General features: G+C 61.3%; 15 protein-coding genes. 10 read left to right on the plus strand and 5 right to left on the minus strand.

The features are described 5' to 3' along the window. Positions 1 to 107: 107 nt before the first annotated feature. On the minus strand, positions 108 to 1769 hold the full coding sequence (locus QWJ46_RS30165; protein WP_302756178.1) for an alpha-amylase family protein: 1662 nt from the start codon (positions 1767 to 1769) through the stop codon (positions 108 to 110). A 198-nt stretch (positions 1770 to 1967) separates the two neighbouring features. Here QWJ46_RS30165 and QWJ46_RS30170 point away from each other — a divergent pair, with 198 nt between their 5' ends. After that, positions 1968 to 2228: a hypothetical protein gene (locus QWJ46_RS30170; RefSeq protein WP_302756180.1), complete on the plus strand. Its 261-nt coding sequence runs from the start codon at positions 1968 to 1970 to the stop codon at positions 2226 to 2228. A gap of 67 nt (positions 2229 to 2295) precedes the next feature. Here the strand turns inward: QWJ46_RS30170 and tyrS are convergent, their stop codons facing one another. Then, positions 2296 to 3552, minus strand: coding sequence for a tyrosine--tRNA ligase (gene tyrS / locus QWJ46_RS30175; protein ID WP_302756182.1), 1257 nt, complete (start codon positions 3550 to 3552; stop codon positions 2296 to 2298). Between the two features lie 131 nt (positions 3553 to 3683). On the opposite strand from tyrS, the gene QWJ46_RS30180 reads away from it, so the two are divergent. Further along, on the plus strand, positions 3684 to 4796 hold the full coding sequence (locus QWJ46_RS30180) for an anhydro-N-acetylmuramic acid kinase (RefSeq protein ID WP_302756184.1): 1113 nt from the start codon (positions 3684 to 3686) through the stop codon (positions 4794 to 4796). Between the two features lie 59 nt (positions 4797 to 4855). On the opposite strand, the gene QWJ46_RS30185 is transcribed toward QWJ46_RS30180, so the two are convergent. Further along, the gene (locus QWJ46_RS30185; protein WP_011425515.1) at positions 4856 to 5533 is read right to left on the minus strand and encodes an alpha/beta hydrolase; all 678 of its coding nucleotides are present in this window, start codon (positions 5531 to 5533) and stop codon (positions 4856 to 4858) included. Between the two features lie 217 nt (positions 5534 to 5750). Between QWJ46_RS30185 and QWJ46_RS30190 the strand changes: the two genes are divergently transcribed. The 8 genes from QWJ46_RS30190 to sufA all read left to right on the plus strand — a co-directional run bounded on the left by QWJ46_RS30190 (position 5751) and on the right by sufA (position 13140). Beyond that, the gene (locus tag QWJ46_RS30190) at positions 5751 to 6917 is read left to right on the plus strand and encodes a cysteine desulfurase family protein (protein ID WP_302756186.1); all 1167 of its coding nucleotides are present in this window, start codon (positions 5751 to 5753) and stop codon (positions 6915 to 6917) included. A gap of 144 nt (positions 6918 to 7061) precedes the next feature. Then, positions 7062 to 8531 carry a Fe-S cluster assembly protein SufB gene (gene sufB, locus QWJ46_RS30195; protein WP_064802824.1) on the plus strand — a complete coding sequence of 490 codons (1470 nt, stop codon included), beginning with the start codon at positions 7062 to 7064 and terminating at the stop codon, positions 8529 to 8531. Between the two features lies 1 nt (position 8532). Further along, positions 8533 to 8802 (plus strand): hypothetical protein, encoded by a 270-nt coding sequence (locus QWJ46_RS30200; protein WP_302756189.1) that lies wholly within the window; start codon positions 8533 to 8535, stop codon positions 8800 to 8802. A 129-nt stretch (positions 8803 to 8931) separates the two neighbouring features. Beyond that, a complete protein-coding gene (sufC, locus tag QWJ46_RS30205) occupies positions 8932 to 9690 on the plus strand; it encodes a Fe-S cluster assembly ATPase SufC (RefSeq protein ID WP_302756190.1) in 759 nt (252 codons plus the stop codon). A 24-nt stretch (positions 9691 to 9714) separates the two neighbouring features. Next, on the plus strand, positions 9715 to 10989 hold the full coding sequence (gene sufD / locus QWJ46_RS30210; RefSeq protein ID WP_302756192.1) for a Fe-S cluster assembly protein SufD: 1275 nt from the start codon (positions 9715 to 9717) through the stop codon (positions 10987 to 10989). 13 nt (positions 10990 to 11002) lie between these two features. Further along, positions 11003 to 12244, plus strand: coding sequence for a cysteine desulfurase (locus QWJ46_RS30215; RefSeq protein WP_302756193.1), 1242 nt, complete (start codon positions 11003 to 11005; stop codon positions 12242 to 12244). 12 nt (positions 12245 to 12256) lie between these two features. After that, the gene (locus tag QWJ46_RS30220; protein ID WP_302756194.1) at positions 12257 to 12637 is read left to right on the plus strand and encodes an SUF system Fe-S cluster assembly protein; all 381 of its coding nucleotides are present in this window, start codon (positions 12257 to 12259) and stop codon (positions 12635 to 12637) included. Between the two features lie 110 nt (positions 12638 to 12747). Next, positions 12748 to 13140 carry a Fe-S cluster assembly scaffold SufA gene (sufA, locus tag QWJ46_RS30225; RefSeq protein ID WP_302756196.1) on the plus strand — a complete coding sequence of 131 codons (393 nt, stop codon included), beginning with the start codon at positions 12748 to 12750 and terminating at the stop codon, positions 13138 to 13140. Between the two features lie 56 nt (positions 13141 to 13196). Here the strand turns inward: sufA and QWJ46_RS30230 are convergent, their stop codons facing one another. Further along, complete coding sequence (locus QWJ46_RS30230) at positions 13197 to 13502, minus strand: flagellar basal body rod protein FlgC (protein WP_302756198.1); 306 nt, start codon at positions 13500 to 13502, stop codon at positions 13197 to 13199. A 148-nt stretch (positions 13503 to 13650) separates the two neighbouring features. Beyond that, positions 13651 to 14691 carry a GH25 family lysozyme gene (locus QWJ46_RS30235; protein WP_302756199.1) on the minus strand — a complete coding sequence of 347 codons (1041 nt, stop codon included), beginning with the start codon at positions 14689 to 14691 and terminating at the stop codon, positions 13651 to 13653. Between the last annotated feature and the right edge of the window lie 504 nt (positions 14692 to 15195).

The following is a 15195-nucleotide window of genomic DNA, read 5'->3' on the forward strand; positions in this document are numbered from 1 at the left end:
CGGGCATTCTTATGAATGTTCATTCGCGGCGATCCCTCCGACTCGAGATGTGGTAGCTCCAGTCTCCTCGATCCGCTCCGAATGGACAACCTCCCGAAAGCTCACATCTAGATATCTTTCCGCCTGAGGAGATAGTCGAGGCCGCCGACCCGATACCAGCGGTAGCCATAGGCATCGAGCATGACCGTATGGCGCCCTTTGTCGTCGGCTTCACTACTTGCCCCATCGGCAATATCGATCAGCAATCGCCCGAGTTCACCAACATCAGGATCGAAGGTCACTTCCGTCGGGTGCGGATGCAGGTTGTGCAGGATCAGCACCGAATTGCCGCGCCAGTCATAACGCAGCGCCAGTACGCCGTCGTCACCTGTGCCGACCGCTGAGAAGTCGCCCCAGCCGATTTCGGGAGCCTCCTTGCGCATCCGGATCATCCGCTCGGTCCAGTTCAAAAGCGAATTCGGATCACGCCGCTGGACGGCGACATTGATATGTTCGAAGCCGTAGGGGCCGTCCTTGATAACAGGCGAAACGGGCTTTGCGCTTTTGGTGAAACCGCCTTCCGGTTCCGTCGACCATTGCATCGGGGTGCGCGCGCAGTTGCGCTCCGGCAGGCACAAATCATCGCCCATTCCGATTTCATCGCCGTAGCGGATGACCGGCGTTCCGGGCAGCGAGAACAGCAGGCTGTATGCCAACTCGATCCTGCGACGGTCGCCCCCAAGCATGGGCGCCAGGCGCCGGCGAATGCCCCTGTCATAAAGCTGCATGCCCTTCTCGGGTCCAAATGCGGCGAATACTGCGTCGCGCTGCTTATCCGTCAGGCGACCGAGATCGAGTTCATCGTGGTTGCGAAGAAACAGCCCCCATTGCGCCGTCGCCGGGCGCGGCTTCGTCGCCTCCATCGCCTTCTTCAGAGGCCGCGTGTCGGCCGTGGCGAGAGCATAAAACAGCGTCTGATTGACCTGGAAATTGAACATCACCTGCATGCGGTCGCCATCGTCGCCGAAATATTCGAAATTGTCCTTCGGCAGGATATTGGCCTCCGCTAGCACGATGGAATCTCCCAGGCGCCATTGCAGGAATTCGCGAAATTTCCTCAGCATGTCGAACTGCTCGACCGGCTTGGTGACCGCGGCGCCCTTGGTGGCGATGATGAAGGGGGCGGCGTCCATGCGGAAGCCCGAGACGCCGAGCTGGATCCAGAAGCCCATGATCTTGAGGATCTCCGCCTGCACCTCGGGATTGGACGTGTTGAGATCGGGCTGATGGTCGTAGAAGCGGTGGAAATAATAGGCCTTGGTTTTTTCGTCATAGGTCCAGGTCGTCTTCTGGACGCCCGGGAAGACCATGCCATGATCTGCGTTTGCAGGCTTTTTGTCCGACCAGACATACCAATCGCGATAGCGTGAATGCGGATCGCTCCTGGCGTCTTCGAACCAGGGATGATCCTTCGAGGTGTGATTGATCACCAGATCGATCAACACCCGGATGCCCCGCTGTTTGGCGCCATGGGTGAACTCGACGAAATCGCCGAGCGAGCCATAGCGCGGGTCGACATTATAGTAATCGGAGACGTCGTAGCCATCGTCGCGACCGGGCGAAGTCTGGAACGGCATGAGCCAGATTGCCGTCACGCCGAGGCCGGAGAGATAGTCGAGACGGCGCATCAGGCCCTGAAAATCACCGACGCCGTCGCCGTTCGCATCCATGAAGGTCTCGACGGACAGGCAGTAGATGACGGCGTTCTTATACCAGAGGTCGTTGATCATGCCGGCGCTCCAAATGCATCTGGTCGCAAATCCCGTCGGGCGGAAAAGGTTCCGGGAAGGCGATATCGTGGCGCGGCCAGTTGGATAATTCCGACCTATAGCGACAGGCTGGTCATTGATACTTTGATTATTTTAGAGAATTCTGATGTAGTGTTGGCGCCAGCTGCGGCAGCGGCCGGCGCAATGTCGGAGGATGCCATGCAGTGCGCCCGGACAGTCTCTTTTCTATCGGCGACCATGATGGCCGTGACAGTTGGCGAGGCTTCGGATTCTGCAGAAAAGGGCGGACGGCTGAAAGCGCTGAAGAGCATCCCCTCCCTCGACGCAAAGATGACGCCGCCGATTTTCTCGATCGTCTGGTGGTCGCGCGTGCGACCCGCTTCGGAGGTCAATCCGCCCGGACCTTTCCTTCGAGAGACGAAACAAGACGAAGCGGAATACCGATCGCGGGCCGACTGATCCCGCGCTAAAGGAAAAAGCCGGCGCGGTGGGCGCCGGCTTCAAGATCCGTTCAGTTTGGAGCCACCTAGGCCGCGCGGCGGATCAGGATGTGCTTCTTCTTGCCGAGCGAGAGCTTGATGACGCCGTCGGCGGTGATTTCGCCGCTGCCGATCAGGCGGCGTTCGTCGCTGACAGCCTCGTCATTGATGCGCACTGCGCCGCCCTGGACGTGGCGACGAGCCTCGCCGTTGGAGCCGGCCAGGCCGGCGCGGACCATCAGCGAGAGCAGGCCGATGCCGCCGTCGAGTTCGGTGGCTGGGATCTCGACCGAAGGCAGGTTTTCGGCGACGCGGCCTTCCTCGAAGGTGGTGCGGGCCGTTTCGGCGGATGCTTCGGCCGCCTCGCGACCGTGGACGATCGCGGTCGCTTCGGTGGCGAGAATCTTCTTCGCCTCGTTGATTTCGGCGCCGCCGAGCGCCTCGAGCCTGGCGATCTCGGCAAGCGGCAGGCGGGTGAAGATCTTCAGGAATCGGCCGACATCGGCGTCCTCGGTGTTGCGCCAGTACTGCCAGAAATCATAGGGGCTGAAGACGTCCTCGTTCAGCCAGACGGCGCCGGAGGCGGTCTTGCCCATCTTGGCGCCCGAGCTCGTCGTCAAAAGCGGCGTCGTCAGCGCGTAGAGCTGCTGCGTGCCCATGCGGTGGCCGAGATCGACGCCGTTGATGATGTTGCCCCACTGATCCGACCCACCCATCTGCAGGCGGCAGCCGTAGCGGCGGCTGAGCTCGACGAAGTCGTAGCCTTGCATGATCATGTAGTTGAATTCGAGGAAGGAAAGCGACTGCTCGCGATCGAGCCGCAGCTTGACGCTGTCGAAGGAGAGCATGCGGTTGACCGAGAAATGCCGGCCGACGTCGCGCAGGAATTCGACATAGTTGAGCTTCATCAGCCAGTCTGCATTGTTGACCATGAAGGCATCGGTCGGACCCTCCCCGAAGCGCAGGATGCGCGAGAAGATCTTTTTGATGCCTTCGATGTTTGTGGAGATCGCCTCCGGCGTCAGAAGCTTGCGCTGCTCGTCACGGAAGGAGGGGTCGCCGACCATCGAGGTGCCGCCGCCCATCAGCGCGATCGGCCGGTGGCCGGTCTCTTGCAGCCAGTAGAGCATGGTGGCGGAGATCAAATTGCCGATATGCAGGCTCGTCGCCGTTGCGTCGTAGCCGACATAGGCCGTCACGACCTCCTTCGCGAACAGGTCGTCGAGGCCGCTTTCATCGGAAACCTGATGAATGAAGCCGCGCTCTTTCAGCGTGCGGAGGAAATCGGACTTGAACTCGGACATGGCTTTCGTCTCTTCGTGCCTGCGCTGTGCCCACGAGGCTTCACGCAACTTCGTTGTTGTTGATCTGTCGCGGCGCGTTTAGCACTGTTTTTACAAAAGTGCATCCGGGAATCGCATGGGAGGCAAGCCTCATGGATGTGGTCAGAACCGCGATCGGCCTGATGAGCGGCACGTCGATGGACGGAATCGATGTCGCGTTGATCAGGACCGACGGCCGCGGCTTCATTGAGCGCGGGCCGTTCCTGGGCATGCCCTATGAGGCCGATTTTCGCGGACGGCTCAAACGGGCGCTGGAACTGGCGCGGCCGCTCCGCGACAGGACCGAACGGCCGGCGGAACTTCGCAAGATCGAGCTCGAACTGACCCTGCGGCATGCAACTGCCGTTAGGGCATTCCTCGAGCGTTTCGGGCTCGCTGCCAATGGCGTCGACGTTCTCGGTTTTCATGGCCAGACGGCGCTTCACCGGCCGGACGAGGGACTGACGATCCAGATCGGCGACGGCCGGGAATTGGCGCGCCGGACGGGCTTATCAGTGGTCTACGACATGCGCGCCAACGACATGGTGCATGGCGGGCAGGGCGCGCCGCTGGTGCCGGCCTATCACGCGGCACTGGCGGGAAAATTCCAGCAGGCGGGAGAGGCGGTATGCTTCGTCAACATCGGCGGCATCTCCAACCTCACCTATATCGGCGCCGACGGCAGGATTGCGGCCTTCGACAGCGGCCCGGGCAATACGCTGATCGACCAATGGATAGAGATGCAGACCGGCAGAACCTATGATCCCGGCGGCGAGATCGGCGGGCGCGGCAGGATCGTCCCCGCCCTGGCGGAACGGTATCTGGACAGCCCATTCTTCCGCGGCAATGTCCGCCGTTCGCTCGACCGCGGCGATTTCGCGCCGCTTCGGCCTGATGAGGCGAGCCTCGAAGACGGTGCCCGGACGCTTGCGCATGTCGCCGCCGCATCGATCGTCAAATCCGCCGGGTTCCTGCCCGAACGTCCCTCGGCCTATATCGTCTGCGGCGGCGGACGGCTGAACGGCACCTTGATGGCCGAACTCTCGGCGATGGCCGAGGGATCGAAAGTGTTGAGCGCCGAGGCCGCGGGCTTCGACGGCGATGCGATGGAGGCCGAGGCCTGGGCCTATCTTGCCGTACGCTCGCTGGACGGGCTGCCGCTGACCTTTCCCGGCACGACGGGAGTTGCGGCTCCCGTCACCGGGGGCGTGCTGGCAACGCCATGACAAGCGAAAAACCCAGCGCGTCGTGAGGATGCCGGTGGGCAGACGCCGGCGCCATGCGGTCAGCGGATCCGCTTGGCCGCCGGCTCGGGCACCAGCTCGCCATTGAGGCGGCGGTCGAGATAGTCCTCACATTCGCCCATCAGCGTCTCCACCTGACCATTGAAGAAGTGGTTGGCGTTGGCGACGGTGCGATGGGTGATGAGGATGCCTTTCTGGGTCTTCAGTTTTTCGACCAGACCATTGACATCCTTTTCCGGCGCCACCTTGTCGGCCTCGCCGTTGATGATCAGGCCGGACGAGGGGCAGGGCGCCAGGAAGGAGAAGTCGTAGGTATTCGGCTGCGGGGCGATCGACATGAAGCCCTCGATCTCCGGCCGGCGCATCAGAAGCTGCATGCCGATCCAGGCGCCGAAGGAATAGCCGGCGACCCAGCAGGTCTTGGAATCGGGGTGCAGGCTCTGCACCCAGTCGAGCGCGGAGGCGGCATCCGACAATTCGCCGGCGCCATGATCGAATTCGCCCTGGCTGCGGCCGATTCCCCGGAAATTGAAGCGCAGCGTCGTGAACCCGCGCTTCTGGAACATGTAGAAGAGCTGGTAGACGATCTGATTGTTCATCGTGCCGCCGAACTGCGGGTGCGGGTGCAGGATGAGCGCGATGGGCGCGCTTTTTTCCTTGGAGGGCTGGTAGCGGCCTTCAAGACGGCCGGCTGGGCCGTTGAAAATAACTTCGGGCATTGGTACTCCGGGTTTTATTTCGCGTTCGCGCTGCGTTGGACGACAACATGACTTGACTAACGTTGTCAGCTTTTCTAAAACGCAGTTTAGAACAATTCGAAACTTGCATGGCAATCCACGCGTCGTGGCACGTGTCATAAGGCAAGCCCGGCGGAAATTTCAAGAAAAATGCACCGCGGCCGCTGAAGCAAGCTCGTCAAGCGCAGGACTGAAGATCATGGCGCCGCCACGCCTTTATCTCGACTGGAACGCCACAGCGCCGCTGCACCCCGCAGCACGCGAGGCGATCATGCGCGCCATCGACATATTCGGCAATCCGAACAGCGTGCATGGGGAGGGGCGTGCCGCCCGCGCCGCCATCGAAGGCGCACGGCGCAAGGTGGCCACTCTTGCCGGCACCGATCCGGGCAACGTGATCTTCACCAGCGGCGCGACGGAAGCCGCCAATCTGGTGCTGACGCCGGATTTTCGTATGGGCCGCACGCCGCTTCAACTCGGACACCTCTATTTTTCCGCCGTCGAGCACCTGGCTGTACGTGAGGGAGGCCGGTTCCCGAAGGACCGCACGACCGAGATCCCGGTGACGGACGCCGGTATCGTCGATCTGCAAGCGCTGGCCGCATTGCTCGATGCCCATGACACATCGACAGGCCTTCCGATGGTGGCGATCATGTTCGTCAACAACGAGACGGGCATCGTCCAGCCGGTCGAAGAAGCGGCCAAGATTGTGCGGGCGCACGGTGGTCTCTTTGTCGTCGACGCCGTGCAGGCGGCCGGTCGTCTGCCGATCGAAATCGAGCGCATCGGCGCGGATTTCATCATCGTCTCCTCTCATAAGATCGGTGGGCCCAAGGGGGCGGGTGCGCTGATCGCGCGTGGCGAGGCGCTGATGCCGAAGGCGCTGATCCGCGGCGGCGGGCAGGAGAAGGGTCACCGCTCGGGGACGCAGAATTCGCTGGCGCTGATCGGCTTCGGAGCTGCGGCGGAAACCGTACTGCAGGATCTTGAGGAACGGAACGCCGCGATTGCTGCGCTGCGCGACAGGCTGGAAGCCGGCATGCGCGCTGCCGCACCCGATGTCATCATTCATGGCGCCAGTGGTCTGCGGGTCGCCAATACGATTTTCTTCACGCTCCCCTGCCTGAAGGCGGAGACCGGGCAGATCGCTTTCGATCTTGAAGGCGTTGCCCTTTCGGCGGGCTCTGCCTGCTCATCCGGCAAGGTCGGCGAAAGCCATGTGCTGACGGCGATGGGGCGCGACACCAAGCTCGGGGCGCTGCGCATCTCGCTCGGCTTTTCCACAACGGAAGAGGATATCGACAGGGCGATTGCCGCCTTCGGGAAGATCGCATGCCGGCGCAGGTCGGCGGGCGAGGCGGCTTGACCGCATCATAAACTTGCGGAAACGCAAATTTCTGCTTGCCAATCGGGCTGAAAAGTCCCTTTTGGCCTCTTACATCAGGGCAAAGAGATTTGCCCTTGCGCTACAAGCTGCCGGACCTTGTATCCGGCGAGATTGGAGAATGAAATGGCTGCCGTGCAGGAAACGATCGACCAGGTCCGCCTGATCGATGTGGACCAGTACAAATACGGTTTCGAGACCGTCATCGAAATGGACAAGGCGCCGAAGGGCCTGTCCGAGGATATCATCCGTTTCATTTCGGCCAAGAAGCAGGAGCCGGAGTGGATGCTGGAATGGCGTCTCGAGGCCTATCGGCGGTGGCTGACGCTGGAAGAGCCAACCTGGGCGCGCGTCAACTATCCGAAGATCGATTTCAACGACATCCACTATTACGCCGCGCCGAAGAGCGCGCCGGGTCCGAAGTCGCTCGACGAGGTCGATCCGGAGCTCTTGAAAGTCTATGAGAAGCTTGGCATTCCGCTGCGTGAGCAGGAGATCCTGGCCGGCGTCGAGAAGCCGAAGATCGCCGTCGACGCCGTTTTCGACAGCGTGTCGGTCGTCACCACCTTCAAGGCGGAGCTGAAGAAGGCCGGCGTGATCTTCATGTCGATCTCGGAAGCCATTCGCGAGCATCCCGATCTCGTTCGCAAATATCTCGGCTCGGTCGTGCCGACCTCGGACAATTATTACGCGACGCTGAATTCGGCTGTCTTCACCGACGGCTCCTTCGTTTTCGTGCCGAAAGGCGTTCGCTGCCCGATGGAGCTTTCCACCTATTTCCGCATCAACGAGAAGGGCACCGGCCAGTTTGAGCGCACCCTGATCATCGCGGAAGAGGGCGCCTACGTCTCCTATCTCGAAGGCTGCACGGCGCCGCAGCGCGATGAAAACCAGCTGCATGCTGCCGTCGTCGAGCTCGTGGCGCTCGACGATGCCGAGATCAAATATTCCACCGTCCAGAACTGGTATCCGGGCGACAAGGAAGGCAAGGGCGGCATCTACAACTTCGTCACCAAGCGCGGCGATTGCCGCGGTCACCGCTCGAAAATCTCCTGGACGCAGGTCGAAACCGGCTCGGCGATCACCTGGAAATATCCTTCCTGCATCCTGCGCGGCGACGACAGCCGCGGCGAGTTCTATTCGATCGCCGTCTCCAACGGCCATCAGCAGATCGATAGCGGCACCAAGATGATCCATCTCGGCAAGAACACGTCGAGCCGCATCGTCTCCAAGGGTATCGCCGCCGGCGTTTCCAACAACACCTATCGCGGTCAGGTCTCGGCCCACCGCAAGGCGTCGAATGCGCGCAACTTCACCCAGTGCGATTCGCTGCTGATCGGCGACAAGTGCGGCGCCCATACGGTACCCTACATCGAGGCCAAGAATTCGACGGCGCAGTTCGAGCACGAAGCGACGACCTCGAAGATCTCCGAGGATCAGCTGTTCTACTGCCTGCAGCGCGGTATCCCCACCGAAGCGGCGATCGCGCTGATCGTCAACGGCTTCGTCAAGGAAGTCCTGCAGGAACTGCCGATGGAATTTGCGGTCGAGGCGCAGAAGCTGATCAGCATCTCGCTGGAAGGCTCGGTCGGTTGATATGAACGAGACGGACAAAAAGCGTATTTTTGGACGTCTGGAGAATATGCGCGGGGAAATATTGGCGAAAATTCGCCCCCGCGAGCAAAGATACGAAACGGAAAAGCCGCCGGAGCAGCCTTACGTGTTTCTCCAGCAGCGCATGGAAAAACCGGCAAAGATCATTGGGGTTATCGGGCGGCCTATGGAGATCCCGGAATTTGTCGAGTGTCTTCGGTTGATCTTAAAGGCAGAAGACGCAGTTTTCGCTGCCATCTGTTTTTGGCGATAACGCCGAGTACAACATGTCGACGCGCCCCCAAAGCGATCCTCGGGACAAGCCCGAGGATTTCGGATCGAGGCCGGTGCGAACGGTCAATCAGGCGGCACTTGAACCCGCTTTATGAACAGGAAGAACGAAATGCTTGAAATCAGAAACCTTCATGCCCGCATCGCCGAAGACGGCACCGAGATCATCCGTGGCCTGAATCTTACGGTGAAGGCCGGCGAAGTGGCGGCGATCATGGGGCCGAACGGCTCCGGCAAGTCGACACTCTCCTACGTGCTGTCCGGCCGCGAAGACTATGAAGTGACCGAGGGTGACATCCTTTATAACGGCGAGAGCATTCTCGAGCTCGATCCATCCGAGCGCGCCGCCAAGGGCATTTTCCTCGCCTTCCAGTATCCCGTCGAAATCCCGGGCGTCGCCACCATGCAGTTCCTGAAGGTGGCGATGAACGAGCAGCGCAAGGCGCGCGGCGAGGACGAGCTGACGACGCCGGATTTCATGCGCCGCGTCAAGGACGCTGCGGCCAAGCTGCAGATCAATACCGAAATGCTGAAGCGGCCGCTCAATGTCGGCTTCTCCGGCGGCGAGAAGAAGCGCGCCGAGATCCTGCAGATGGCGCTGCTGGAGCCGAAGCTCTGCGTGCTCGACGAAACCGATTCGGGCCTCGACATCGACGCGCTGAAGATCGTTGCCGACGGCGTCAACGCGCTGCGTTCGCCCGACCGCGCCGTCGTGGTCATCACCCATTACCAGCGCCTGCTTGACTATATCGTGCCTGACACCGTCCACGTCCTTTACAAGGGCCAGGTGGTCAAGTCCGGCGACAAGACCTTGGCGCATGAGCTGGAAGCCAATGGTTACGCTGACATCATCGGCGCAGCGGCGGCCTGAGTTCGGGTGGAAAGGACAACGTCCATGAACATGCAGACGACGAGCCGTCTCACCGCGGCCGAAACGGCGCTGATCGAGACCTTCAACCAGCAGATCGGCGACCTGCCCGGCAATGGTGCAGTGACGGCGCTGCGTGACCGGCTTCTCGACGACCTTAAGAAGGCCGGCCTGCCGACGCGCCGCATCGAAGCCTGGCACTATACCGATCTCAAGAATCTGCTGCGCGCCGTACCGGTGCAATTGGGTGATGCGGGCTCCAACGCGCTTGAGCCGGTCGTTGCCGGTTCCTCGGTGCTGGCGGTCATCCAGGGCCATGCCAATCAGAAGGCCGCCGTCGATGGTCTTGGCCTTTCGGCCTATTCCGAACGGCTGATCGACGGTTCCGCTGTCGAAAGGCTCGATGCGTTGGGCAGCGACGATGCGGTCGGCCGGATCAACGGCAGCTTCGTGCGCGACGGCTATGTGGTCGACGTGCCTGATGAAACCGAGCTTGAAAATCCGCTGGAAATCCAGTTCATCCATGCCGGCGGGCAGACGCATACGCGTCTTCCGGTTTCCTTCGGGGCCAGCGTCAAGGGAACCGTCATCGAGCGTCACCGCGCGGTGACGGGCGATCCTGCCTTCGTGTCCCACGTCAGTGACATCACCGTCGGCGAGGGCACGGAGTTGACCTGGATCATCCTGCAGCAGCAGGGCGCCGACGACACGCATCTCGGTCAGATCCGCGTCGATCTCGGCGCTAACGCCAAGCTCCGCCTGTTCGTCATTAACGCCGGCGGAAAGCTGGTGCGCCAGGAGCTGAATATCAAGGTGACGGGCGAGGGCGCCGATCTGACGCTGCGCGGCATCAACCTGCTCGGGGCCGAGAGCCATACGGATGTGACGATGGTGCTCGGCCACGACGTCCCGCATACCGGTTCGACCGAAGTGATTCGCAACGTCGTCTTCGACCGCGCCAAGGGTGTCTTTCAGGGCATGATCCGGGTCGCACCCGATGCGCAGAAGACCGATGCCAAGATGGCCTGCAACACGCTCTTGATGTCCGACGACGCCGAGTTCTCGGTCAAGCCGGAGCTTGAGATCTTTGCCGACGACGTGCAATGCGGCCATGGCGCGACGGTAACCGATATCGATGCCAATCATCTCTATTACATGATGGCGCGCGGCATTCCGGAGAACAAGGCGCGGGCGATGCTCGTCAACGCCTTCGTCGCCGAGATCGTCGAGGAACTGGAAGACGAGGGCCTGGTCGAGGCGCTGGAAAGCGTGATTTCGGCCTGGCTCGAAAAGCACGCCTGATCGGATAAATGCCATGGACAAGATAGTGCCGGCCACTGAGTACGACGTTGAAGCCATCCGCCGGGATTTCCCGATCCTGGCGGAGAAGGTGCACGGCAAGCCGCTGGTCTATCTCGACAATGGCGCGTCGGCGCAAAAACCGCAGGCAGTCATCGACGCCATCTCGCATACCTACGCCCATGAATATGCCAATGTGCATCGCGGCCTGCACTATCTCTCCAATGTCGCGACCGATGCCTATGAGGCAGCGCGCGAGAAGGTCCGTCGCTTCCTCAACGCGCCCTCGGTCAACGACATCGTTTTCACCAAAAATTCGACGGAAGCGATCAACACTGTCGCCTATGGCTGGGGCATGCCGGAGATCGGCGAAGGCGACGAGATCGTCCTGACGATCATGGAGCACCATTCCAACATCGTGCCCTGGCACTTCATCCGCGAGCGTCAGGGCGCCAAGCTGGTCTGGGTTCCGGTCGATGACGAAGGCGCCTTCCATATCGAGGATTTCGAGAAGAGCCTGACGGAGCGCACCAAGCTCGTCGCCATCACCCATATGTCGAATGCGCTCGGCACGATCGTTCCCGTCAAGGAAGTCTGCCGCATTGCCCATCAACGCGGCATCCCGGTGCTGATCGACGGCAGCCAGGGTGCGGTGCACCTGCCGGTCGACGTGCAGGACATTGATTGCGACTGGTATGTCATGACCGGCCACAAGCTCTACGGCCCGTCTGGCATCGGCGTACTCTACGGCAAGAAGGAGCGGCTGCAGGAGATGCGCCCCTTCCAGGGCGGCGGCGAGATGATCTTCGAAGTCGCCGAGGACGCGGTCACCTACAACGATCCGCCGCATCGCTTCGAAGCCGGCACGCCGCCGATCGTGCAGGCGATCGGGCTCGGTTACGCCCTCGACTATATGGAGAAGGTCGGGCGCGAGGCAATCGCCCGGCATGAGGCCGATCTTGCTGCTTACGCAGCCGAGCGCCTCAGATCGGTCAATTCGCTGCGGATGTTCGGGACGGCGCCCGGCAAGGGCAGCATCTTCTCCTTCGAGCTCGCCGGTATCCATGCCCATGACGTCTCCATGGTGATCGACCGGCAGGGCATTGCCGTGCGGGCCGGCACGCATTGCGCCATGCCGCTCTTGAAACGCTTCGGCGTCACCTCCACATGCCGTGCATCGTTCGGCATGTATAATACCCGCGCCGAGGTCGATGCCCTGGCCGATGCGCTGGATTATGCGCGCAAGTTCTTTGCCTGAGGAGTGTCCGTGATGAGCCTGGACGAAAGCGAACAGAAGATCGACGTGCGCGAAGGCATCGTGCATTCCAGCATCCCGGCCGATGAACTGGCGCGGCTCAGTGATGACGTCATCGCCGCGCTGAAGACCGTCTACGACCCGGAAATCCCCGCCGACATCTTCGAACTCGGTCTGGTCTACAAGATCGACATCGAGGACGACCGGATGGTGAAGATCATGATGACCTTGACCGCCCCAGGCTGCCCGGTTGCCGGCGAAATGCCCGGCTGGGTGGAGAATGCCGTTGGCGCCGTCGAAGGTGTGTCGGGCGTCGAGGTCGATATGACCTTTGATCCGCCATGGACGCCGGACCGCATGTCCGAGGAGGCGCAGGTCGCCGTCGGCTGGTACTGAGTTGCGCTAGTACGCAGTACGGCGCGGTATTGATCCGTTTACCTCGGGCGACTACATTTGATTCACGAAGCACCGGATCTTGACCCCGGTTGTGGAAGGAGATGAAGCCGATGGGCTTTGCAGTGATGAGCATGACGGACGGGGCTGCAGCCCGCGTCAAGGCGATCGTCGAGAATTCCGGGCCGGAGGCCAAGGGTGTCCGCGTGGGCATCAAGAAGGGCGGCTGCGCCGGGATGGAATATACCATCGACCTGGTGACCGAGCCGAATGCCAAGGACGATCTGATCGAGCGCGACGGCGCCAAGGTCTGGGTCGAACCCTCAGCCGTGCTTTACCTGCTTGGAACCGAAATGGGCTTCGAACAGACGACGCTGCGCTCCGGCTTCACCTTCACCAATCCCAACCAGACATCGGCCTGCGGCTGCGGTGAATCCGTCGAGCTGAAACCCGCCGATCTCGCGGCCCTTGCCGCACAGCGTCAGAGTGAGTCGGCGCATTCCTAAGCCGTTCACGCTGGCGAGAATTCTCAGCCGGCTAGCTCCCGGTGAAATACGGGCGCTCAGTCGCGCTTGATGCTCATCAGCATTTCCCACATACCAGCGCCGGTCTCGAAGACCACGGCGTTTGCCTTGTAGCTCTGTTCGGCTTCGATCAGGTCGGTCAGTTCTGTGGCGGGATCGACGTCCGAATCCGTCGGATTGACGCTCGCCTGGACGCCGCCTGGTTCGACGGAGGTGAAGCTGGTGCTCAGCTTGGCATAAGCTGATGTGCTGCTGTTTGCGATATTGCTGGCAATCGCGCCGAGCCGTGCCGTCTGTGCCCGCATTCCCGAAAGCGCCGTGCTCGTAATACCCGATATGCTCATCGCTGTTTGGACTGGATGAAATTCTTGTACATGCAAGGGCTTAGGGAATGCTGAAGCCGTTGCGTTAGCAAAGACCTGCAGACGAGCACGTTCTGCCGCTGCATCTGCTCCGAGTTGGCACAGAGCGGGATCTGGAGGCGTTCCTTCGCTACCGCGACGCCACCCAGTCGTGCCAATCGCTTTCGTTGCCGTTGAACACATTGAGGTCGATCTTGCCGTCGACGCCGTCGGAGAGGCCCGAGCCGGAATATTGCCAGAAGAGCCACTTCCTGCCGGGATAGACCTTGGACGGGTGGGCGGCGACCGAGCGCAGCCAGAAGGGATAATCGAGCATTTCACCCTTCAGATTGTCGCGATAGAAATCGGGCGCCGTGTAGATGATCGGGCGCTGGCCGTAATGACGCTCGAGCTTGTCCATGAAGACCTGCATCTTTTCCCGGACGCGGGCCGGGGAGATGCGGCGCTTGCAGCTCGACTCACCGTTCCACTCGACGTCGATGACGGGCGGAAGCGCGTTGGCTTCCTTCGGAACGTTGCGGATGAACCAGTCGGCCTGTTCGCCGGCTGTCCGGCACCAGTAGAAGAAGTGATAGGCACCGTGTTTCAGGCCGGCCTCCCTGGCGCGGCGCCAATTTTTCTTGAACATCGGATCGAGGTGATCGCCGCCATCCGTTGCCTTGATGTAGACGAAGTTGGCCCCCTGCTGGCGCAAAGTTTCCCAGTCGATCTCGCCCTGCCAGCGCGAGACGTCGACGCCATGCACGGCAAGCTTTCTCGGCGAAGTCCTGCCGAAATTGATCGGTTTGGCATCGCGGAAGCGGTGGCCGTAAATTCGCGAGCGCGTCGGTGATTTCGGGCCGGCATCCGGATCGATCCCCGGGTCGGCGGGCATGAGCATCGCCACCGGCCTTTCCGTCGGCATCGGCATGCCGACCGGCCTGTCTGCGGGCACGAGCGCCTGGGGCTCGGGAACCGGCCCTGTCCAGCTCAGCGCCTGTTGCGGCGCGCTGCCCTGCGGGGCAGCATCGCCCACGACCGCAGCCGGTATCGGGCCGCTTGGTTTGGTGATAGCATTGGTCGTTTCTGCCGACGGCACAGGGGTGAGCACATCTTCGGCGCCGGAGCTTGCGGCGCATCCCGACAGGATTAGGGTGGCGAGGAGGATTGCTGGCAAAGCCGATGGACGCATGAGAACCTGCACGCAAAACAAGGTCGACGGCAACATTCCCGCTGGAGAAAAATCGCCCATTTCGAATTGCTAACAGAGACTTGCTAAGAAAGGTTAAATTTGATCCTTGTGCCGCGAAAACGGGGAATGTCGTGTCGTTCAGGCCCCGCTTGACGGCCAAGGGACATATGCCGCAGCCTTGCGACTCCCTCTTCTCCCCATCGCAGCGGGGAGAAGGTAGCCCGAAGGGTCGGATGAGGGGGCCGAAAATGCCGGTATTTCCTCACAATATTCATGCGGGCTTCGATCGCACTAATATGGTCTCGCCCATATATCGGACACTTCGCGGTGCGCGCGGGACAGGCGTGCCGCGTGGCCCCCTCATCCGCCTGCCGGCACCTTCTCCCCGATGATGCAGGGCTGTCCGGGGAAAGTTCTGGGTGAATCGAAATGCCGCAGGCGCATGCCCCGTCAGACGGAGGTTTTCCGTCTATTTTCTGGTTGTCGAGACTCAGAAAAAGGAAC

Origin of the sequence: Rhizobium sp. CBN3, assembly GCF_030518245.1 — a bacterium.
Lineage (GTDB): Bacteria > Pseudomonadota > Alphaproteobacteria > Rhizobiales > Rhizobiaceae > Rhizobium > Rhizobium aethiopicum_A.